This window comes from Chitinophaga sp. ARDCPP14 (genome assembly GCF_051362515.1).
Classification (GTDB): domain Bacteria; phylum Bacteroidota; class Bacteroidia; order Chitinophagales; family Chitinophagaceae; genus Chitinophaga.
Map to the genome: position 1 here is coordinate 272,021 of NZ_JBKIXB010000003.1, position 21,998 is coordinate 294,018.

Annotated in this window: 17 protein-coding genes; 10 read left to right on the forward strand and 7 right to left on the reverse strand. The window is 49.0% G+C overall.

The window, feature by feature from the left end; translation table 11 throughout:
* Positions 1 to 84: 84 nt before the first annotated feature.
* Positions 85 to 840 (reverse strand): SGNH/GDSL hydrolase family protein, encoded by a 756-nt coding sequence (locus ACLHR0_RS10235; RefSeq protein WP_370910871.1) that lies wholly within the window; start codon positions 838 to 840, stop codon positions 85 to 87.
* Positions 841 to 1,056: 216 nt separating this feature from the next.
* Between ACLHR0_RS10235 and ACLHR0_RS10240 the strand changes: the two genes are divergently transcribed.
* From ACLHR0_RS10240 to ACLHR0_RS10285, 10 genes are all read left to right on the forward strand, one after another.
* Entirely contained in the window at positions 1,057 to 4,185 is a 3,129-nt protein-coding gene (locus ACLHR0_RS10240; protein ID WP_436486309.1) for a SusC/RagA family TonB-linked outer membrane protein, read from the forward strand.
* A gap of 24 nt (positions 4,186 to 4,209) precedes the next feature.
* Complete coding sequence (locus tag ACLHR0_RS10245; protein ID WP_370910869.1) at positions 4,210 to 5,691, forward strand: RagB/SusD family nutrient uptake outer membrane protein; 1,482 nt, start codon at positions 4,210 to 4,212, stop codon at positions 5,689 to 5,691.
* Positions 5,692 to 5,795: 104 nt separating this feature from the next.
* Positions 5,796 to 8,489 (forward strand): c-type cytochrome, encoded by a 2,694-nt coding sequence (locus ACLHR0_RS10250; RefSeq protein WP_436486311.1) that lies wholly within the window; start codon positions 5,796 to 5,798, stop codon positions 8,487 to 8,489.
* Positions 8,490 to 8,517: 28 nt separating this feature from the next.
* The gene (locus tag ACLHR0_RS10255; protein ID WP_436486313.1) at positions 8,518 to 9,582 is read left to right on the forward strand and encodes an aldose 1-epimerase family protein; all 1,065 of its coding nucleotides are present in this window, start codon (positions 8,518 to 8,520) and stop codon (positions 9,580 to 9,582) included.
* A 14-nt stretch (positions 9,583 to 9,596) separates the two neighbouring features.
* Entirely contained in the window at positions 9,597 to 10,796 is a 1,200-nt protein-coding gene (locus ACLHR0_RS10260) for a class I mannose-6-phosphate isomerase (protein WP_436486315.1), read from the forward strand.
* Positions 10,797 to 10,814: 18 nt separating this feature from the next.
* Positions 10,815 to 11,855, forward strand: coding sequence for a sugar phosphate isomerase/epimerase family protein (locus tag ACLHR0_RS10265; RefSeq protein WP_436486317.1), 1,041 nt, complete (start codon positions 10,815 to 10,817; stop codon positions 11,853 to 11,855).
* Positions 11,856 to 11,881: 26 nt separating this feature from the next.
* The gene (locus ACLHR0_RS10270; RefSeq protein WP_429048177.1) at positions 11,882 to 13,033 is read left to right on the forward strand and encodes a Gfo/Idh/MocA family protein; all 1,152 of its coding nucleotides are present in this window, start codon (positions 11,882 to 11,884) and stop codon (positions 13,031 to 13,033) included.
* 82 nt (positions 13,034 to 13,115) lie between these two features.
* Positions 13,116 to 13,907 (forward strand): 3-keto-disaccharide hydrolase, encoded by a 792-nt coding sequence (locus tag ACLHR0_RS10275; RefSeq protein ID WP_436486319.1) that lies wholly within the window; start codon positions 13,116 to 13,118, stop codon positions 13,905 to 13,907.
* Positions 13,908 to 14,158: 251 nt separating this feature from the next.
* The gene (locus ACLHR0_RS10280) at positions 14,159 to 14,686 is read left to right on the forward strand and encodes a 5' nucleotidase, NT5C type (protein WP_429048181.1); all 528 of its coding nucleotides are present in this window, start codon (positions 14,159 to 14,161) and stop codon (positions 14,684 to 14,686) included.
* Positions 14,687 to 14,728: 42 nt separating this feature from the next.
* Complete coding sequence (locus ACLHR0_RS10285; RefSeq protein ID WP_436486322.1) at positions 14,729 to 15,277, forward strand: pyridoxamine 5'-phosphate oxidase family protein; 549 nt, start codon at positions 14,729 to 14,731, stop codon at positions 15,275 to 15,277.
* 3 nt (positions 15,278 to 15,280) lie between these two features.
* Here ACLHR0_RS10285 and ACLHR0_RS10290 read toward each other — a convergent pair whose 3' ends face one another.
* From ACLHR0_RS10290 to ACLHR0_RS10315, 6 genes are all read right to left on the reverse strand, one after another.
* Entirely contained in the window at positions 15,281 to 16,309 is a 1,029-nt protein-coding gene (locus ACLHR0_RS10290; RefSeq protein ID WP_436486324.1) for an LLM class flavin-dependent oxidoreductase, read from the reverse strand.
* A gap of 85 nt (positions 16,310 to 16,394) precedes the next feature.
* Positions 16,395 to 16,775, reverse strand: coding sequence for a PH domain-containing protein (locus ACLHR0_RS10295; protein WP_370910859.1), 381 nt, complete (start codon positions 16,773 to 16,775; stop codon positions 16,395 to 16,397).
* Positions 16,776 to 16,910: 135 nt separating this feature from the next.
* Positions 16,911 to 17,096, reverse strand: a complete 186-nt coding sequence (locus tag ACLHR0_RS10300) for a hypothetical protein (RefSeq protein ID WP_370910858.1) — start codon at positions 17,094 to 17,096, stop codon at positions 16,911 to 16,913.
* Positions 17,097 to 17,165: 69 nt separating this feature from the next.
* A complete protein-coding gene (locus tag ACLHR0_RS10305; RefSeq protein WP_436486326.1) occupies positions 17,166 to 18,617 on the reverse strand; it encodes a sialate O-acetylesterase in 1,452 nt (483 codons plus the stop codon).
* On the reverse strand, positions 18,593 to 20,440 hold the full coding sequence (locus tag ACLHR0_RS10310) for an alpha-1,3-galactosidase-related protein (protein WP_436486327.1): 1,848 nt from the start codon (positions 20,438 to 20,440) through the stop codon (positions 18,593 to 18,595). Before ACLHR0_RS10310 ends, ACLHR0_RS10305 begins: the two co-directional genes overlap by 25 nt.
* An 11-nt stretch (positions 20,441 to 20,451) precedes the next feature.
* Complete coding sequence (locus tag ACLHR0_RS10315) at positions 20,452 to 21,990, reverse strand: RagB/SusD family nutrient uptake outer membrane protein (protein ID WP_436486329.1); 1,539 nt, start codon at positions 21,988 to 21,990, stop codon at positions 20,452 to 20,454.
* Between the last annotated feature and the right edge of the window lie 8 nt (positions 21,991 to 21,998).

Here is a 21,998-nt window from a genome sequence, read left to right on the forward strand (position 1 = left end):
TAACATATCGTTGCAGCGGAGTTATGTAAATAATTGTTAGCCATTGCCAGAACGCTGGTAAGAATAAATGAACGGCTTTTCAATTTATTGCTTCTTTAATGCGGTGGCAATTGCTTTTTCCGCCAGTGGCCCCATCACGAGGTAGCCGGCTTTGTTAGGGTGTACACCATCGTAGGTGAGCTCGGCTTTCAGGCCTTTTCTTTCATCAGCCATCGCCGTATAATAATCCAGGTATACGCAATTATTTTTAGCAGCGTAGTTTTTAAGGCGCTGATTCAGGTCGGCGATCTTTCCAACCGGCTCCAGTCCCTTGCGCCATGGATAATCAAATGCCGGTATTACGGAAGACAACACCACTTTGATACCGTTTGCTTTGGCCAGTTCCGCCATCGATACAATGTTCCCGAAAATTGTTTCCACCGGGGTAAAGCCGGTATTGCCCGCGATATCGTTGGTACCTGCCAGGATCACTACTACTTTGGGTTTCAGGTTAATCACATCAGGACGGAAGCGGATCAGCATCTGTGGCGTGGTTTGTCCGCTGATACCCCGGTTGATGTAGGGCTTGCCTTCAAAAAACTCCGGGTTCAGCTTCCCCCATCCGATGGTAATGGAATTACCCATAAATACCACCCGTTGTTCGCCTGGTTTGGGCGGGGTTACCTGGGCATTCGCTTCTTCAAAACACTTTAAACAGGCCCAGTCCTGCTTCATCAGTTCCTCACGCTGCTTCTTTTCCTTTGCGGCGGCATCAGCGTCCGTGGTATTCTGTGCAAAAGCCGTAGTGCCCAATATGGCAAACAGGGCTACCAGTGTCAGGCTCTTTCTGTTCATGATCATACATCAGGTTTTTAACTATCTGCATTTTAATAAATGCAACGGAAAGTAACAATATTTTCCCGGCTTTTACAAACGCCTCTTTGATAACCGTTAACATGCCCTGATACAGGACAGTACAGGACAGTACAGGACGCAACAGGACAGGAATGTATTATTCTTCCGCTAAATTTATTTCCGTTAAGTAATGCCGTTTCATCAAACCAAATTCCACTCGTTATGATCAGAACTTCCACCCTTTATCAAAAAGGATCTTTCTTTCACGCACGTTTTGGCATCACTTGCTCCGCTCTGTTATTCATCAGCACTTTCACCTATGCACAGAAGAATAACGTTGGCGGTCAGGTAACAGATGCAGGAACGGGTTCCCCGCTTCCAAGTGTAACCGTTGGCGTTAAAGGTACCAGCCAGGGTGCATTCAGTGATGCCAACGGCAGATACACGATTTCCGCCAGTCCGTCAGACTCCCTTGTTTTCAGCATCATCGGTTATGCCAGCAAAACTTATGCTGTGGGCAACCGTACCCGCATCAGCGTACAACTGGAGCCAAGTAATAAAGTACTCAACCAGGTAGTGGTTGTAGGATATGGTACCCAGCAGAAAAAAGATGTAACGGGATCTGTGGGTATTGTTACCATGAGAAATATTAAAGACATGCCGGTGGCTGGTCCCGACCAGGCATTAGCCGGCCAGATTGCCGGTATCCAGGTGAGTACTTCCAATGGTATTCCTGGTGGCGGTCCGCAGGTACAGGTACGCGGCATCGGCGCAGTGGGTGCAGGCAGCCAGCCCCTCTACGTAGTGGACGGTTATCCGCTGGCATCTTCTTCCGACCAGGTATCTGATCCGATGAACGCTATTAACCCGCAGGATATCGAATCCATGGCGGTGTTGAAAGATGCTTCTGCAACAGCTATTTATGGTTCAAGAGGCGCCAACGGCGTAGTGCTGATCACTACCAAACGAGGCAGCTCCGGTATTCCCCGGGTGCAGCTTTCAGCCAATTACGGCGTTCAGACCATCCCTGATAAAGGACGTCCGAACCTGATGAACGGACAGGAATTTGCGCAGTTCAGAAAAGAAGCGATTGAAGATAATATCCGTTTCACCGAACACCGCGAACCTACTGATGCTGACATACCCGAAGTTTACCGCAATCCGTCACTGATCGGTAAAGGCACCGACTGGTTTGATGCCATTACGCGAACAGCACCCATGCAGGATATTAACCTGAGCGTGAGTGGTGGTACCGATAAAATCAGGACCTATGTCTCCGCTGGTTATTACAACCAGGATGGGGTGATCATCAACTCCGGCTACAGACGTTTCACAGTAAGAGCCAATGTAGATGCCAATCTCTCCGACAGGTTCAAGGTTGGCTTTAACGTAGCCCCTTCTTATACCACGCGCAAGGGTAATACCAACGGGGAAGGCCGTGAAGGCGTTTTTGGTATTGCGAGTCCTATAGAGCCTATCTATAAAGCAGATGGCAGTTATAATGAATACATCCAGAGCCCGGGCACTTTTGGTCTCCCGAACCCGGTAATGATGCTCAATGAAGTGACCAACAAATCCAAGAGCACCCGTATCCTTTTCAACACTTACGGAGAATATGAAATTATAAAGAACCTGAAATTTAAATCCACTTTCAACGTAGATTACCAGGAAGGAAGCGCTGAGTTCTTCCGGCCTTCCACTATTGGTAACACCAATGCAGCGCCGCCAAGTATTCCTTCCGGAGGTTACATCACCGGAAATTACCTGAACTGGCTGAATGAAAATACGCTCACTTACCAGTACACCAGCGGCAGCGGGCATGCCTTTACCGGGTTGCTGGGTTACAGTGTACAATCACAGAAGGAACAAAATGTGGGCATCAATGCGGCCAACTTCCCGGACGATGATATTAAAACCATCAACGGTGCAGCTACCCTCACCAATAATCCTAATGTAACAGATAAAACAGAGTGGGCATTATTATCTTACCTGGCAAGGGTAAACTATGCTTATAAAGATAAATACCTGGTAACCGCTACTGTGAGAAGTGATGGTTCTTCCCGCTTTGGCCCCAACAACCGCTGGGGTACCTTCCCTTCCGTGGCATTGGGATGGCGTGTTTCACAGGAAGATTTCATGAAGTCCTCCCGTGTGTTCAGCGACCTGAAGATAAGGGCATCCTATGGCTTCTCCGGGAACTTCAATATCGGTAACTACACCTACATGAGCAGCATCGGCACCAGTGATTATGTACTGGGTGGTGCGCTGAATGGTGGCCGTGTAATGAACACACTCGGCAATCCGAATCTTGGCTGGGAAAAAATGCGTGAATTAAATATAGGCGTTGACGTTGGTTTGCTGAAAGACCGCATCTACCTGACCATCGATGCTTATAAAAGAAATACACAGGACCTGCTGTTAAACGTGGAAGTACCGCAGTCCAGCGGCTTTACCACCGTAACAGAAAACAGTGGCGACATGGAAAACAAGGGACTGGAAATTGGTATCTCCTCCCGTAATATAGAATCCAAATCTTTCACCTGGACCACCAACTTTAACATTGCCTTCAACCGCAACAAAGTGCTGGCATTAGGAAAAGACAATGCCCCTATCTATTCCGGTAACAGCAGTGAAGGCAATCCTACCAACGTAAGTATTGTAGGCCAGCCACTCGCCATGCTGTATGGATATGTATTTGACGGCATTTACCAGAACCAGGCGGAAGTAGATAAAGGCCCTGCTTTCCCCGGCGCTATTCCGGGTAATATCCGCTTTAAAGATATCAGCGGCAATGGTGTGATTAATCCGCGGGAAGATTTCGCGATCATCGGTAATCCATATCCCGACTTTAACTGGGGTTTAACCAATATCCTGAACTACAAAAAATTTGACCTGCGTGTATTGGTGGTTGGTTCTATGGGCGCCGATCGCTTACATGCCACTAATGACTACAACGGCAATATCGATGGCGTATTTAATGTACGTAAAGATGTAGCCAACAGGTGGAGATCAGAATCCAACCCCGGCAACGGCAAAGTACCTACTACCAATGGTTCCGGCCGCGGCAGGGTAATGTACCGCGACGTAAGTTCATTGACTGTAGAGAAAAATAATTATGCCTGGGTGAAGAATATTACACTAGGCTACAGCCTTCCTAAGATGGGATTTGTGGAAAGTGCCAGGGTATATGTAAGTGTGCAGAATGCCATCCTGTTTACCAACTACAGCGGTAACCCTGAAGTAACCAACTACATGGGCAAAGGTGGAAGCGGCGCACTGGTACCTGGAATCGACTACTCCAGTTACCCGGTTCCAAGAATTTATTCACTGGGCGCCAATCTCTCCTTTTAATTCAGTCAAAAAAAGAATAGCAACATGAAAACTAAGATACCTTTTATCGCGCTGCTTGCGATCGCACTGAATGGATGTACTAACATGCTGGATGTAAAGCCAAATTCTTTTTCCAGCGGATCCAACTATTATACTACCGAAGCACAGGTACTCCGTGCGGTGAATGGCTGCTACGGCGTACTACAGGAATTTTATACCGGCGACTACTGGGCGATGGCGGAAATGAGAGCTGATAATACCAACTACCAGTATGATGAAAGTGACCGTGGGGCTCAGCAACGCGAAGAAATCGACGAGTTCCTGATCACTCCTACCAATAACTATGTGAACAATGTATGGACGCAGATATACCGAAACATACAGCAGTCCAACGTAATCATTACCCGTATTGATGGCGTAAAATTTTCCAACGACGCAACTAAAAAGCAGTATCTCGGTGAAGCTAAATTCCTCCGGGCCCTGTACTACTTTCACCTGGTGCGCCTTTTTGGCGGCGTGCCGTTGCTGGTGAAGGAAGTAGCAAGCCCGGATGAGGCTTCCACTCCGAAAAAAGCCACCGTGGAAGAAGTATATGCCCAGATCATTGCGGATGCCACAGAAGCCGCTGCCAACCTGCCTGCCAGCTACTCCGGCGGCGACATCGGCCGGGCTACCAAAGGTGCTGCACTTACTTTACTGGGTGAGGTTTACCTGACCATGAAAGATTATCCAAAGGCAGTAACCACCTTACAACAGGTAACCACACTGAACTATTCACTGGTAGATAACTACGCAGATAATTTTGATCCGGCGAAGAAGAACAATTCAGAATCCATTTTTTCAGTTCAGTACAACTCCGGCATCGAAACAGAAAGCAGCAATTATATTTTCAACTTCGGTCCACGCAACGGTAAAAAAGACCTGACCGGCTTCAATGGCAACCTGGGCGGCGTAAACATGCCCACTCCCAGTATTGTGAATGCGTACGATGCAAAGGACAAAAGAAAGGATGCATCTATTTTTATGTACTCCAGTCCGACCAATGCTGCTTTCGCAGAATCAGTTGCCTTTGGTGGCAAACTGCCGCTGATCCGGAAGTTCTATCATCCGCCTTATGCGCTTGATGGCCGTGCGAATGAAAACTGGCCGGTGTACCGTTACTCCCAGGTGTTGCTGATGCTTGCAGAAGCCATCAATGAAACCGGTACCGGCAATCCGCTGCAGTATATCAATCCCGTGCGTCAACGGGCTGGGCTGGATCCTTTACCGGCTTTAAGTCAGAGCGCTTTCCGCGATACTGTTTTTCACGAGGTGCGTGTAGAACTCGCCTTTGAAGACAATCGCTGGTATCAGTTGCTTCGCACCGGTAAAGCCGTTTCCGTAATGACTGCCCACGGAATAGAAGAAAAGAAAAGGCTGACCAGGCTCAGCCCGGCATCATATAACATACAGCCGTTCCAGTTATTATTTCCAATTCCTGAAAGAGAAATCAGGTTGAATGGATTTGAACAAAATACCGGCTGGTAAAAAAAGTTGGAAAAACGGGAAAACGTTTACTATATTACTACAGCTATAGTAAACGTTTTCCCATATCAATAGCATCAACTCAGGAACCTATTCAAGATTATATTATGACCACGTTACGTAAAAGAGCTTTCCCGCTGCTGTTGTTGGTTTCCACCGTTCTGATGACCGGTGTGGCCTGCAATAACGGAAACGACTCAACGTCAGAGACCAAGCTAACCGGCAATCCGAAAATCGATGCCCTGAAATTACCTGATAATTTTAAGGCAGAGCGGTTGTACAGTCCGGGCGACAACAACCAGGGCTCCTGGGTGTCAATGGCCTTTGATGACAAAGGGCGCATGATCGTGTCCGATCAGTATGGTTTTCTTTACCGGTTGCAGCTCCCTGCCGTAGGGGAAGATTCTGCCAAGCTGAAAATAGAACAGCTAAGGATTGGCAATGATACTTCCACACAGAAAGTATCTATGGGTTATGCACAGGGGCTGCTGTATGCCTTCAACAGCTTGTATGTAATGGTGAATCACAACAGTGACGACCGTTTCGACAAAGGCAGCGGATTGTATCGTTTACAGGATACCAACGGCGACGACCAGTTTGATAAGATCACCCTGCTGAAAGCACTGGAAGGCGAAGGAGAACACGGCCCGCACAGCATTGTATTATCTCCGGATAAAAAATCCATCTATGTGATTGCCGGTAATTTTACCAAAATTCCGGAGATGAATAACTATAAAGTGCCGCCATCCTGGAACATCGACAACGTGTTACCATTTATCAAAGATCCTAACGGTCATGATAATACGGTGAATACACATGGCGGATGGATAGCGCACATCGATTCTACCGGCAGCAACTGGGAACTCATCAGCTCCGGCTACCGTAATCCCTTTGATCTTACTTTTAATGATGCCGGTGATATGTTCACCTATGACTCAGATATGGAATGGGATTTTGGTACCCCCTGGTACCGTCCTACCCGTATATGCCAGGTAACCAGCGGCAGCGAATACGGATGGCGTCCGGGTACGGAGAAATGGTCTCCCGCCTATCCCGATAACTTACCACCGCTGCTCAACATTGGTCAGGGCTCCCCTACCAACCTGATCTATGGCGGCAATGCACGGTTCCCGGAGAAATACCGCAAATCATTATTTGCATTCGACTGGAGCTTTGGTATCATCTATGCCATCAGCTTACAACCGGATGGCGCTTCTTACAGGGCAGGTGCAGAAGAATTCCTGTCGGGTTCTCCACTGCCATTAACGGATGGTATGATCGGCCCTGACGGTGCATTGTATTTCCTGACCGGTGGCCGCAGACTGGAGTCTGATCTCTACCGCGTATACTATAAAGACAATAAGGAAGATAACGCACCTTTGGCTGCAGCAGCGCCTACAGAGGGCGCTAAGATCCGCAAACAGCTGGAAGCCTACCACGGCGGTGCAAAAGAAGGGGCAGTTGAGTTTGCATGGCCTTACCTGAAAAACAGTGACCGCTTTATCCGGTTCGCTGCAAGGATAGCCATCGAAAATCAACCGGTAAGTCAGTGGCAGAATAAAGTATTACAGGAAAAAGATCCTGAAACACTGATCCAGGGAGCGATAGCGCTCGCACGCCAGGGCAAGGAAGATGTAAAGAAGCTCCTGCTGCCGCAACTGATGACTATCAACTATGGGCAGTTGTCGCCTTCCCAGCAGATTGACCTGCTGCGTGCTTTTGAACTCGTATTTGTACGCATGGGTAAACCAGATGCAGAACAATCTGCGCAAATAGCCGCCTACCTTGATCCGCAGTATCCTGCCACTACCAACGATCTGAACAGGTCGCTGAGTAAAGTACTGGTATATATCAATGCACCCAATGCGGTAGAAAAGACAATGGCCTTGCTGGCCAGCGCCAAAGATGATACCGCTGCCGCCAAAACTGCCATGAAATCAGCCGACCTGATCATGCGTAATCCGCAGTATGGACTGGACATTGCCGGTATGTTATCTAAAATGCCACCCTTACAACAAACCTGGTATGCAACGGTATTAAGCCAGGCTAAAAGCGGCTGGACACCTGAATTACAGGAACAATATTTCCATTGGTTTTATAATGCCTTCACTTTTAAAGGCGGGCATAGTTTTATCGGCTTCATCAACAACGCCAGGAAAAACGCGTTAGCCAATGTGCCGAAAAAAGAGTTTGCACACTTCAACCAGATTTCCGGCGATTCGCTGTTAAACAGCGGCGGTAACCTGGCCGCAGGCTTTGCGCAGCCGAAAGGTCCGGGCAGAAGATGGACAGTAGACGAAGCACTTAAAATAGTGGACAGCACTACCGGCAAACGTGACTTTGAACAGGGCCGGGCAATGTTTGCCACTGCCTTGTGCAGCTCCTGTCATGGTATGCGTGGCGAAGGCGGCGTAGCCGGACCGGATCTAACGCAGCTGGGTACACGTTTTTCCAATAAAGATATTCTCGAAGCAATTATTGAACCCAGCAAAACCATCTCCGACCAGTACGAAGCCACCGTATTTTCTTTAAAGAACGGCAGCTCCGTAGTAGGACGGCTGGTAAGCCAGGACAAGGATAAGTATGTGATTTCACAGAATCCATTTGCCACACAGGATCAGCGCGAACTGCTGAAGAAAGATGTAACCGGAACAAAAGCATCCAAAGTTTCAGTGATGCTGCCGGGGTTAATTAACCGTTTGAATGAAGAAGAGCTGAGGGACTTAATGGCTTATCTGAAATCCGGCGGCAACAAACAGGATTCTGTTTTCCTTGCTCCCAAGCAGCTGGGTCGTAAATAATTTTTTTTGGAAGATAAATAACGCGCGGATGGCATTGAATAATCAGTCGTGGCAACATAAACTCTCGAATCATTTTCAACTGGGAGGTATAGAAACGGCGGTGCTGGACAACGGCCCCGGAAGGGGCACCCGCATTGCCTGGATCAATACCGGTACCGGGCTGCGTTATAAGGTAGTCATCGACCGGGCCATGGATATTGCAGATGCGTTTTATCATCAGCATAGCCTGGCCTGGTTAAGTCATGGCGGTATTACTGCACCTACCCGCGGGGCGAACAAAGGTTTGGACTGGCTCCAAACCTTTGGCGGTGGATTGATTACCACCTGCGGACTAATGCATGTTGGCGGTCCGGAAACCGATGAATACGGAGAACGTGGTTTGCATGGACCTATCAGCAATACGCCTGCTGAAATTGTTTCCATCATACAACCCGACCCGGTGGCCGGGCAGATGGACATGAGCATTACCGGGATCATGCTGCAAACCAGCGTCCTCGGCGCAAAGCTGATGCTGAAACGTACTATTTCCGGCACACTCGGTAAAGCGGAGATCCGGGTACATGATGAAGTGACGAACAGGGGCAATATCACGGCGCCGCATATGTTATTGTATCATTTCAATTTCGGCTGGCCGCTGGTAGACGAAGGGGCGGACATTTGCTGGAAGGGGAACTGGGTTTCCCGGGAAGGCAATCCGGATCACATTTTTAATGCGGATCACAACTATAAAAAATGCCTCGCGCCGCTGGATAGTCATGCCGGCAGCGGTGAAGAAGCCGCGATCATTGACCCCGTGGCGGATGCCGGCGGATGGTGCACCTGTGGTGTACACAACGCGGCGCTCCAACTGGCTTTTTCACTGCGGTTTAAAAAAGCGCAGTTACCGGTGCTTACCAACTGGCAGCACTGGGGCAAGGGCGAATATGTGATGGGGCTGGAACCCGGCACCCATCCGCCTACCGGGCAGGCAAAGGCCCGCAGGGAAGGTACGCTGCTATTCATGGAACCGGGCGAACGCCGTGAATATGAATTGCAGATAGACCTGTTGCATACCAACGAAGACATCAAATCATTTCTCACTGATCTTTTATAATCATTTTAAAGCTCATGGAAAAAACAAGCTTAGCAGAAAAAGCACTCGAACAGGGACAAGGGATTCTCCGGCTGGCACCAAACTGGGTACCCAGATCATTTTGCGTGCCAGGACGGCGGATCAAATTACACCCGGACGATTATTACGTCCTGGGAGGCGAACGTGGCGGCATCGATGAACGTTGGTTGTCGTCTACCACTCCGGCAAAGAACGGCCCTTTAACAGGCGAAAATGAAGGTCTAAGCATGGTGGTAGTAAGCGATAGTAGTGGTACGCAGCAATTTTTACTGAAAGATGCCATTAGTGCGTTAAAAGATAAACTGATCGGGAAACGTTTATGGGATACTTATGGCGCGTGGCCGATGTATTCCAAGTTCTTTGATAACATGGGACCGCTCCCCCACCATATTCATCACAATGATGAAAAGGCAGCGCTGATCGGACAGGCCGGCAAGCCCGAGGCTTACTACTTTCCGCCACAGCTGAATAATCATGGCGGTGATTTCCCTTATACTTTCATGGGTATTGCTCCCGGCACCACCCGCGAACAGATCAAGGAATGCCTGTTGAATTTTACCAAGGGAGATAATAAGATCACGAACTACTCACAGGCTTATCGCCTGGAACCGGGCACCGGATGGGATGTTCCGCCGGGACTGCTGCATGCGCCGGGTAGCTTGTGTACTTACGAACCACAAAAAGCTTCCGATGTATTTGCGATGTATCAGTCGCTCGTAAACGAAGCCATCGTTCCCGAAGTATTGCTCTGGAACGGCACGCCCAAAGAGAGCATCGGCGATTATGATGCATTGATGGACGTGATTGACTGGGAATTGAACGTGGATCCCAACCAGTTCCAGAACCGGTTCATGCCGCCTGTAACAGCAGCTAACGGGGATGGTTATACGGAGAACTGGGTATGCTATAAATCGGATGCTTTCAGCGCCAAAGAGCTAACCGTAGCGCCCGGCGCCACGGTAGTCATTAAAGACAGCGCCGCCTATGGCATCATCCTCATGCAGGGACACGGCAAAATGGGCGTATGGGATATTGATACGCCGGCGCTGATCCGCTACGGACAGTTAACCAACGATGAGTTTTTTATCAGTGAAGCAGCGGCTGTTGCAGGAGTGAAAATCGTCAACCACTCCGCTACTGATCCGATTGTGATGCTGAAACATTTTGGTCCGGGTAACCCCGACCTCGTGTTATAATCTTTTAAAAACGACGTTATGAAAGATAATAATTATCCAAAGCTGCACAATGCCACCTGGCCGGGCATTGTAGGAAAAGGAGATGGCGCGGAGCCCATCATTTCGTTTGATACGTTGCTGGAAATGACAGCCAACGCAGCAGTCAATGGCGTTAAGTTTGACGGTATCGATATCGGGTTGTTTGACCCGCACGTATCCGCAGACAGCTCCGACGATGACCTGAAAAGACTGGTAGAAAAAGTTTCCTCTTATAACCTGGAGATAGGCAGCCTGGTGGCGCCGATCTGGCCTCCCAGCGGCGGTTCCGCAATGGGCAGCAAAGAAGACAGGGCTAAATTTGTAGAACAGGTGCGGAAGTCGTGCCATGTGGGCAAACGCCTCCGTGACCTCGGCATCCGGCCGAGCGGTGTGGTACGCATCGACTCTGCCTGCAGCCCGGAAGACTGGGCCAAAGATCCCGCAGGCAACACAAAGCTGATTGCGCAAACCTTCCGGGAAGCATGTGATGTTGCTGCCGATTATGGCGAGAGACTCGCCGCAGAAGGTGAGATCTGCTGGGGTGGTATGCACAGCTGGAAAGCAATGCTGGATACCCTTGAAGCAGTAGACCGGCCCAACATCGGTTTCCAGGCAGATATGTCGCATACGTTTTTGTACCTGCTGGGTTATAACAGTCCGGAAGACAGGATACTGCCGGCCGACTTTGAATGGAGCGACCGCGAGGCGATCAAAGCCGGGCTCCGGAAGCTCACACAGGCCCTTCGTCCATGGATGATCGATTTCCACGTAGCACAGAATGACGGTACCGTGCATGGCACCGGCTCCCACGATAAAACCGGCCGCCACTGCCTCGCCACTGATCCCAACGGGAAATTGAATATTGCAGAAGATGCAGGCTTCTGGCTCCGCGACGACAAGGGAGAACTCACGAAGGCAGTGAAACATATCTGCTGGGATGGTTGTATGTTCCCTAACGCCGTGATGACCCAGGCGAAAACCTGGAACGATATCCTCGCCGCCATGATCGCTGTAAGGCAACAGCACGGCTGGCAGGAATAGTTTTTTAATTATAACCCGTGACAACTATGACAACAAAGAAAGAACTGAGGATAGGATTAATAGGATGTGGCTTTATGGGCAGAACCCACTCCAATGGCTACCTGCGCGTGAAAAACTTCTTCCCGGACCTGGCATATCAGCCGGTACTGAAAGCAGTATGTTCCCGCACGGAAAGCAAGGCCAAAGCGTTCGCCGCCCAATGGGGATATGAATCCGTGGAAACGGACTGGAAAGCCCTGATTGCACGCGATGATATAGATGCTGTGGACATTTGTACGCCGAACGACAAACACGCTGAAATAGCCATCGCCGCAGCTGCTGCCGGCAAAATGATCCTCTGCGAAAAACCACTGGCACGTACACTGGAAGAATCGGCCGGCATGGTAGATGCAATTGAAAAAGCAGGCGTGCCCAATACCGTGTGGTACAACTACCGCCGGCTGCCGGCTGTTACCCTCGCCAAGCAGATCATTGACTCCGGCAAGCTGGGTCGTATATTCCACTACCGCGCCAACTTCCTGCAGGACTGGACCATTAACGCCAACCTGCCGCAGGGCGGCGAAGGCCTCTGGCGCATGGATGCAGACGTAGCCGGTTCCGGTGTTGTGGGCGATCTCCTCTCCCATTGCATTGATACCGCATTGTGGCTGAATGGCAGTATTACCAACGTAACTGCCATGACCGAAACATTTGTAAAAGAACGTATGCATCAGCTCACCGGTAAAGTGGAAAAAGTAAACATCGACGATGCCTGTTCCTTCCTGTGCCGCTTCAGCAACGGATCGCTCGGCCTCTTTGAATCAACCCGTTATGCACGCGGACATAAAGCATTATATACGTTTGAAATCAACGGCGAAAATGCCTCCATCCGCTGGGACCTGCACGACCTGAACCGGCTGGAATACTTTGATAACGCCGACGCCTCTACGGTGCGCGGATGGCGCTCCATCCATGTAACAGATGGCGATCAGCCTTATATGGATAAATGGTGGGTACCCGGGCTGGGTATCGGTTATGAGCATTCCTTTGTACACCAGGTAGCTGATTTTCTGAAAAGCCTGGAAACCGGCACACCCTGTTCTCCTACTTTTAAAGAAGCGCTGGAAACGCAAAAAGTGTGTGAGGCCGTACTCGATTCTGCCGCTTCCGGTACCTGGAAAGATACCAATGCTGCCTAACTACCGGTAACGGTTATACGCATCATTCTTTCTATCTCCCCAGGATATACGAAAAAATACAAAACACAATAAAATATTAATTATGCTGAAAAAAACCAGTGCAATGCTTATCCCGCTGGCCGCAGCCAGCCTGCTGTTTACGACAGCCAGTTGCCAGAATGGCGCGGGCAAAACAGGCGACAGCCATACCGGCGACAGCACAGGTAACGATAAAGGCTTCGTACAGATTTTTGATGGCAAAACCCTCAATGGATGGGTAGGCGATTCTATTCACTGGCGGGCAGAAAACGGTCATATTGTTGGTCAGGTAACTCCCGAAACGTTACTTAAAACCAACACCTTCCTCATCTGGCAGGGCGATCAGCCGGCTGATTTCGAACTCACCTGTGAATTCAAAATCACCAGCGGCGGCAACAGCGGCATCAACTACCGCAGCGTAATGGTGGAGAATGTGCCGCATGCGCTGAAAGGCTACCAGGCCGATATTGATGGCGCCAACCGCTACACCGGTCAGAATTACGAAGAAAGAGGACGTACTACCCTCGCCTACCGCGGACAGAAAACCACCATTCCGGAAGCAACAGACTCGCTGAAGAACGGCGTAAAAAACAACGCCTGGAGCGCCGCCGTGGTGACCGGTTCGCTCGGTAGCTCTGACTCGCTGCAAACATTGATTAAAAGCGAAGACTGGAATAAATGCCGGCTCGTTGTAAAAGGCAACCATCTCCAACACTATATCAACGGTGTACTGATGAGTGATGTAACCGACAACGACACTGTAAACGGGAAGTCCAAAGGATTGCTGGGCGTGCAGGTGCATGTGGGCCCGCCTATGACAGTGGAATACCGCGATATTATGCTGAAGCGGCTTTAGACGCGGAGGTTGTCTTTCTCAGGATTACGCTGATTATGTTGATTTGGGGGATTTTGTTTTTTAGGATTTTATTTGATTTTTCTTTTAGGATTTTATTTTTTAGGATTTTATTTTTTTGATTAAACGGTTGCGGCGATGGTATGTTGATGCCATTACTACAGCCGTTTTTTCTTTTATGACAGTGACTTACCGGATACCTCCGTTTTCACTGCCTTTTTATTATTATATTAGCCCCACAAAAACAGGAAACAATGCAATTATCGCTCGCCATAGACATGGACGAAACCATTGCCGACCCGATTAAAAAAGCCAGGGCATGGTACTACAGGGACTTCGGCAAAACATTTACCACGGAAGAGCTGCACGGCAAAACACTATCAGATATTTTGCCGGAAGAACATAAAGCGAAGATTAAGGAATACCTGAATACACCCGGCTTTTTCCGTGACCTGGAAATATTCCCGAACGCAGTGGAAGTAATCAGAGAGCTGAATAAGAAATATAAATTGTATATCGTTTCTGCTGCAATGGAGTTTCCTACCTCCCTGAAAGACAAATACGACTGGTTGCAGGAACATTTTCCTTTCCTGGAATGGCGGCAGTACTGCCTGTGCGGCGATAAATCCATTGTTCAAACAGACATCATGATAGATGACCTGATCCGCAATTTCAGCAATTTCAAAGGCAGGCCGTTGCTGTATCATGGACACCACAATGTACATGTAGAAGGTTATGAGCGGATCATGGATTGGGAAGATGCAGCGAAAAAACTGCTGTAGTTAAATGTTCGTACCTTTAACGTCCACTTAAATGCCGCTTATATGGGAAAGTTTTTTGACGATATTAAGCCCGTACACCAGGACTTTATTGCTGCGCAGAAATTGTTTTTTGTAGCCTCCGCACCGCTGAGTGATCAGGGCCATGTGAACCTTTCACCGAAGGGGCTGGACAGCTTCCGGGTGCTTTCCCCGAGTAAGGTCGCCTATCTCGATATTGTTGGAAGTGGGAATGAAACCTCAGCACATCTCCGTGAAAACGGCCGCATCACCTTTATGTTCTGTGCCTTCGATGGACCGCCTAATATTTTGCGCTTATACGGTAAAGGCTATACGGTGTTGCCCGGTGATGCGGAATGGCCGGAATTATCAGCCCTGTTTACGATGTTGCCTGCCACCCGCCAGATTATTGTGGCGGATATCCATAAAGTACAAACCTCCTGTGGCTTTGGCGTTCCCTTGTATGAATACACCGGGGAGCGGGATCATGCCGCCAAATGGGCGGAAAAGAAAGGTCCCGAAGGCCTGGAAGCCTATAAAGCCGAGAAGAACCTGGTGAGTATGGATGGCTTGCCTACCGAACTGGGTGCATAATCATTAAACAATATTCACCAGCGGGATGATGTATTTGCCGATCAATTCAATGGACTTCAGCAATTTTTCATGGGATAATCCTGCGTTGTCCATTTGAAATGTAATCCTGGAGATGCCTCCCAGCGCTTCACTGTGGCGAAGGATCTTTTCCGCTACTTCTTCCGGGCCGCCTACCAGCAACGCGCCGGTGGGACCTACCTGGGCATCGAACTGCGCTCGTGTAACCGGCGGCCATCCCCGCTCCTTTCCAATCCTTGTAAAAGTTTCGGCGTAGCCTGGGAAATAATCGCTGACAGCCTGTTGCCTGTTTTCCGCAACATACCCCAACGAATGCACGCCTACCGTTAATTTATCGGGCGAATGCCCGGCTTTTCTGCCGGCTTCCCGGTAGAGGTCAACCAACGGGCGGAAACGGTGGGTTTCCCCTCCTATAATAGCGACCATGAGCGGTAGTCCCAACGTACCGGCACGGGCAAATGATTGCGGCGTACCGCCTACACCCAGCCAAATAGGCAACGGGTCTTGTACAGGTCGCGGATAAATAGCAATATTATTCAGCGCTGGCCGGAAACGGCCCTTCCAGGTAACTACTTCATTATCGCGGATATTCAGAAGCAGATCCAGTTTTTCGATGAAGAGCGCATCGTAATCCTGGAGACTATAACCAAAAAGCGGGTATGCTTCTATAAAGGAACCACGGCCTACCACCATTTCTGCGCGGCCACGCGAAATAATATCCAGTGTGGCGAAATTCTGGAATACCCTTACCGGGTCGGCGGCACTGAGCACAGTTACCGCGCTGGACAGGCGGATATGTTTTGTACGGGCTGCGGCAGCCGCCAGGATAACGGTGGGCGCGGAATCCAGGAATTCCTTCCGGTGATGCTCGCCGATGCCAAATATATCCAGCCCGGCATGATCGGCCATCACTATCCTCTCCAGCAGATCTGCCATTTCATCCATATTACTTTCTGCAGCCGACTTGTTATTTAAACCATTCGTAGCGGCAAAGCTATCTATTCCTACTTCCATGACCTGTCCTTTTAGAAATGGTAAATATAAACAATAAAAAAGCCACCAATGGTGGCTTCGATGTATTAAACACTTCAATAAAAAATTAGTTCAGCACGTAATGCGCCAGTACTTTCTGTACCTCGTACACATCCACCGATTTGCTGAATTGCTTTTTGATGCTGGGCAGCTCTTCACCGGAGATCCAGATCTTCAGTTCTGCATCCAGTTCAAAAGTACCGGCTGTTTCCACGCTGAACCTGGAAATGCTTCTGTAAGAGATACTGCGGTATTCTGTTTTGCTGCCGGTAAGTCCCTGCTTATCGATCAGGATGAGGCGTTTGTTGGTAAATATAAAAGTATCCCTGATCAGTTTAAACCCCAGTTCTACCCGCTCTGAATCGAGCAGCAGTTTGCCGTAATCTTTCGTTAACTGCTCCTGGCTAACGGTGGCTGCATTGCCAATAAGGCCCGAAAAAAATCCCATATTCAATGACGTTTGTTGTGGTGATGGGTTACAAGATATTACAAATATTGTAAATAACAGAGCACAATGGCGATAAATTCAGCAATTGCCACCACCCTTTAAGTACGCTTTAACCATGCTTTAAGTGCGCTTCATCTACGCTTCATCCTTGGTATTTCTCACAAGGCCAATACCCGATATGAAGAAGACAATTCCTATAACAGCAGCCACCAGCAGCTGTCGCCATTGCATACTTTGCTGGATAAAACCATAACCGGCATAAATGATACCCACTATTCCCAGGATAGTCAGGATGGTTCCGAAGAGTCGTTTTACATTCATGGCTTATGATATTTGACTGTTAATCAACAATATCTATGCCGTGCACGAAGCTATGTCAGCCGTTTGGGGTTATTGCCCCACATCTGTCCGGAACGAAGAAGCAGGCAACCCCTCTGCGTTATAAAGATCTCCCTTCACCCAATTCTTAAATGCGTATCTCACAGCCACCGGCGCTGCTACTGCGTCACACTGAACTTTCACCTGGTTGCTGTGAACGATCACCGCTTTAGCCGGATAAAAAATATGATCATTGCCCGCTATTTCAAAATGTTCCAGCGGCTTATTGTTAGCGGTTAATCCGTGTTTGGCGAAATTGAAATAAAGATAAGCCTGGCTTCCTTTGATCTTCATCTTTCTAAAAACCGGCGAAGCACAGGCAATGCTTTTCTGATGATATGTTTTTGCCAGCGCCCAGTACGAAAGGCGTTGACTCACCACGGTTTTATCCGGCGGATGGATGTATCTTTCTTCACCTGCATCAAGTATCACGGCCATACCTGCGTTGAGAATATCGTTCAGCGCCAGCAATTGTGATTCCCGCAATACGGCCGGCAGTTGCTCATGACGCGGATCAGCATATCCGTAGGGTGCTATCTGCACATAATAAAACGGCAAACGGCTCCCTCCCCACAGCGCTCTCCATTCCTTCACCATCGCCGGCAACAGTCTGCGGTAAAGCAACGGATGCTCCCTGTTTGATTCTCCCTGGTACCAGATAAATCCTTTTACGGTATAATCTGAAACCGGCAGGATCATTGAATTGAAAAGAACAGATGGTGCGCGCTCAGGATCTTTCTCCGGATCTTTGATCGTATCCGGCCGGCTGGTAGACCATGCCTCCGGGAAAACCGACAGTGTTTTTTCACTCATCCAGGATTGTATGGCGGTTCCTCCCCAATAAGTGGCAATAATGCCTATGGGTACGTGCAGCTTGTCATGCAGTATTTTTGCATACTGATACGCAACTGCGCTGAAATCCTTCGCGGTAGCGGTATCTGTGGCCTTCCAGCTGCCGTTGCAATCGGATAAAGGTACTGGTGATACTACTTTGGGTACCCGGAAAACATGTATATCCGGATGATTGGCCGCATCAGCAATAATAGCCGCTGCGTTTAAAACCGGTTGTTTATTGTATCCTTTCAACGGCATCTCCATATTGGATTGCCCTGAGCATACCCATACTTCCCCGATCAATACATCTTTCACGCTGATATGTGTTGCTTCGCTGTTAAATTCAACGGTGTACGGTCCGCCGGCACGTGGTGTAGGAATATGCAGTTTCCATTTCCTGGTGCTGTCTGCAACAGCGGTATATTTCCTGGAAGTCCAGCCGGGTGCGATGTTCACCTGGCTGCCCTTGTCCGCCCATCCCCATAGCACGGCCTTTGAGCGTTGTTGTAATACCATATGGTCACTTATCACTGCAGGCAGTGATAAGTGACCGGCATGCGACTGCGGCAAGGTTCTCAACGGAAAAATGAGCAGTGCTAAAATGTTTAAAAGACCAGTTCTTCCTGACATTGTATTTCTTTCTTCTTCATAAATTTAAACTCCACATTCTTTCCCAGTAAATCAGCAGCTACCTTATTATCCTTGATGCGGACGTTCCTGCACCCTGATAGGAAAAAGGCCGCCTTGCGGGCATGATAAGGCTTATAATCGTAGCTCCTGATGAGATCATTGTTAACAAACTGCAACCCATTTACCGATTGTGCAAATAGTATAGGATAGTCAAACGCATAAAAACTATTTCCTTCTATCTGTATATTTTTATGGTAAAGCGGTGTGCTATCGTTCATCACCGGAATTTCCGGGTAAATACTGATCACGGCTTCTGTAAACTGGTAGTCGGAGGTGTTACACGGCGCGAGAAATTTATTTCCTTTTATCAGCAAATCGGTGATAGCGCCGGATTCGTACCAGGAATTTACATCGCCGGCTATCAGGATGGCCGAACCGCTGGAGGCAAAGCTGTTGTTTTCAATGATCACCTTTTTAGGAGTGGTTACCAGCAGCCCTCTTGCACGGCAGCTTTCAAAAGAAGTATTCCTTACCGTTACCGCCGGCGTCCAGCTCATATTTTCGAGGCCATCTCCTTCATTCACATGTGCAGGTACTTCGCCCGCCAGGGTGAGTTCAAAATCAGTGGTACTTTTCTTCCTGAACGCTGTTACCTTTCCTTTGCCGATGGTAGCCAGTGAATGATGATCTATGAATGCAATATTATCGCCTGCTTCCGACCACTCCATCCCTACGCTCATCGGCTCCATAAAGCGGCATAGCAGCTTATTTCCGGCCAGCTTGCTGATAATGCGCACATAGGTGCCATGCACGTTAATGGGATCATCCATCAGGCCGCCAAAGCGACAGCTGTCAACATTGATATTACCACGGCAATTGGAAAAGTGCAGTCCATCATCATGACCGCTGAAATATCTTCCCTTTGCTATATTTGGAACAATGGAGATGTTTTTAAAAGTAAGATCCGCTGTGTACTGCGATAGTATCCCTAACCCTGCACAATGGTAACCGGTCACCTTTTCCATTAAGATGTTATCGCTGTGCGTTACAAAAATCATGGCATGATCGCGGCTGTTATGCCGTAATACCAGGATGTTTCCGGGTGAAGGCTTCCGCCGGAAGGGATAATGCAACCGCACCACGCCGTTGTCCATTACGGTGGCTTTATATCCCCGCCAGCCCGGCCCCAGGGCGCTGGGATCATCGCCGGTTCTGTAAGCAATAAGATGCGTGTCCTTTTCGTACTCCATGATGCCGGTGATTTTACCACTCCAGCCTTCGGCGGCAAACAGCAGCTGCCCGTTTACAATGGTGTAGGGATATTGCGCCGTATCTATACGTACATTGATATACGCAGCGGTAGTATCTGTTACAACCGCCTGCGCTGTTAAGGGAAACTCCCAGTCGATGGAAAAATGACGGAGCGTAATATGGCTGCTCCGTTCAATGGTGAACGGCTGAATGCGGCCATGATACACAAATTCCGATCCGGCGCCTTCTATCACCAGCTTCTTAAATCCCGCTATCATGATAGCGTTATATTTCGGGTTGATATCCGATGTATTGGATTCATAGTATACTTTCTTTACCGCGTGCTGCGGCCAGAAATCGTAACGGCCTGCCGGGAAAAAAAGCAGCGGGTTTTCTTTTTGCCGGCAGGCTTCCAGCGCGGCCTGCACTGCGGTTACGGCGTCGGCGCGACTGCCCGGCCGTGCGCCGAAGCTGGTTACGTACACGGTGTCATAGGCAGCAGCGCCATACGTGTATTGAGACAACAATATCACGGCCAGTAAAAGATATATCCTGTTTAAATAGCTATGCATGATGCGGAATATTAGTAGCCGGGATTTTGTTTCAGTTTCGGATTCAGATCAATTTCTCCCTGTGGAACCGGCCAGAGATAAAGGGCATCCACGAAATGACGGACATCCAGTTGCTGCCCCGTCATCGTTTTAATTACGGCGCCATCCATCAGCTCTTTGGCAATACCCCAGCGGCGGATATCAGAATAGTAAATACCTTCAAAGGCCAGTTCTATCCTTCTTTCGTGTCGGATAATATCACGCATTTGTTCCTTTGTTTTACCGGCGGGGATGGCAGGCATGTCTACACCTTTTCTTGCCCTCGCCTGGTTGATGGCATCATACACAGCGGCATCCGGACCGTTTGTTTCATTCTCTGCCTCTGCATACAGCAGCAGCAAATCGGCATACCGGAACACGATATAGTTCAACGGGGAATCGCCCCAATTGTAGCCATCTACCGTTAATACATGTTTCCTTGGCAGGTAGCCGATGAAGGTTGATTTTGCGCCGCCCACTTTGATATTATCATAGGCAATCCCTTTCCATACGGAGCCTGGACGGATAATAGTATAATCCAGCCGCGGGTCCCTGTCTTTAAACGGATTGGCAGGATCAAATCCCGAAGCAGGATCAGTGATCATCTTCCCGTTCTTCATCTCATAACTGTTTACAAGATCCTGTGTGGGATATGCCTGGTCCCAGCCTTTTCCGAAAGAGCTCTGTGGTGCCATAAATCCATCGAGCGGACTGCCTTCTCCTAACCCCGGCGCAGCATACTGCACATCAAATATTACTTCCGCATTGTTTTCCGCCGCCACATCGGTAAACATGGCTTCGTAGTTATCATACAGGCGGTACTGACCTTTGTCGATGATCTGCTTGGCTACTGCAGCTACCTGTTGATATTGTTTTGCCAGCAACAGCGCTTTGGCTTTGAGCATCAGCGCAGCGCCCTGTGTGGCCCGGCCGGTATTGGCTTTATCATAAACGGCCGGCAGCGATTTCACGGCTTCATCGCATTGTGCTTCTACAAAGGTCAGCACTTCTTCGCGGGTATTTCTGCCGGGAAGCGCTGCACCTAGTTGAAGGGTATGTTCAATCAAAGGCACGCCTCCGTAATAGTCGGCCAGGTTGTAATAAAACAGTGCGCGTAAAAACTGCGCCTCTGCCAGCAGTCGTCCCTTCAGGGCTTCATCCATTTTTATACCCGGTATTTTTTCCAGTGCCAGGTTCGATTTATAGATGCCATTGTACAGCTGCACCCACTTATCATTTACCGGTGTAATGAGTGTAGGCAGCAGGTTGCCTTTGGAGATACCGCCATATCCTTCGAGGTAGTCGCTCCAGATCCAGGCGTTGGGTGTCATTCCATCCGTCATGGGGTTGTAGCCATAAATCTGGTAGTTGTGCTGCATCTGCTCATAGATAGCGGTGATGCCGGAAAGCGCGTCTGCATCCGACTGCCAGAAGTTAGTATCTGAAAGCTGATCCGAGGGCTTTGAATTCAGGAAATCTTTTGTGCATCCTGCCAGCAGGATTATATAAAGCGCAAGTGCTAATTTTTTCATGGTACACT

Bases quoted from the DNA above. Each gene is read 5' to 3' on its own strand.
- ACLHR0_RS10275 (WP_436486319.1), top strand. From the start codon at position 13,116: ATGCTGAAAAAAACCAGTGCAATGCTTATCCCGCTGGCCGCAGCCAGC.
- ACLHR0_RS10270 (WP_429048177.1), top strand. From the start codon at position 11,882: ATGACAACAAAGAAAGAACTGAGGATAGGATTAATAGGATGTGGCTTT.
- ACLHR0_RS10245 (WP_370910869.1), top strand. From the start codon at position 4,210: ATGAAAACTAAGATACCTTTTATCGCGCTGCTTGCGATCGCACTGAAT.
- ACLHR0_RS10290 (WP_436486324.1), bottom strand. From the start codon at position 16,309: ATGGAAGTAGGAATAGATAGCTTTGCCGCTACGAATGGTTTAAATAAC.
- ACLHR0_RS10240 (WP_436486309.1), top strand. From the start codon at position 1,057: ATGATCAGAACTTCCACCCTTTATCAAAAAGGATCTTTCTTTCACGCA.
- ACLHR0_RS10260 (WP_436486315.1), top strand. From the start codon at position 9,597: ATGGAAAAAACAAGCTTAGCAGAAAAAGCACTCGAACAGGGACAAGGG.
- ACLHR0_RS10315 (WP_436486329.1), bottom strand. From the start codon at position 21,990: ATGAAAAAATTAGCACTTGCGCTTTATATAATCCTGCTGGCAGGATGC.
- ACLHR0_RS10255 (WP_436486313.1), top strand. From the start codon at position 8,518: ATGGCATTGAATAATCAGTCGTGGCAACATAAACTCTCGAATCATTTT.
- ACLHR0_RS10310 (WP_436486327.1), bottom strand. From the start codon at position 20,440: ATGCATAGCTATTTAAACAGGATATATCTTTTACTGGCCGTGATATTG.
- ACLHR0_RS10285 (WP_436486322.1), top strand. From the start codon at position 14,729: ATGGGAAAGTTTTTTGACGATATTAAGCCCGTACACCAGGACTTTATT.
- ACLHR0_RS10300 (WP_370910858.1), bottom strand. From the start codon at position 17,096: ATGAATGTAAAACGACTCTTCGGAACCATCCTGACTATCCTGGGAATA.
- ACLHR0_RS10235 (WP_370910871.1), bottom strand. From the start codon at position 840: ATGATCATGAACAGAAAGAGCCTGACACTGGTAGCCCTGTTTGCCATA.
- ACLHR0_RS10265 (WP_436486317.1), top strand. From the start codon at position 10,815: ATGAAAGATAATAATTATCCAAAGCTGCACAATGCCACCTGGCCGGGC.
- ACLHR0_RS10295 (WP_370910859.1), bottom strand. From the start codon at position 16,775: ATGGGATTTTTTTCGGGCCTTATTGGCAATGCAGCCACCGTTAGCCAG.
- ACLHR0_RS10305 (WP_436486326.1), bottom strand. From the start codon at position 18,617: ATGTCAGGAAGAACTGGTCTTTTAAACATTTTAGCACTGCTCATTTTT.
- ACLHR0_RS10250 (WP_436486311.1), top strand. From the start codon at position 5,796: ATGACCACGTTACGTAAAAGAGCTTTCCCGCTGCTGTTGTTGGTTTCC.
- ACLHR0_RS10280 (WP_429048181.1), top strand. From the start codon at position 14,159: ATGCAATTATCGCTCGCCATAGACATGGACGAAACCATTGCCGACCCG.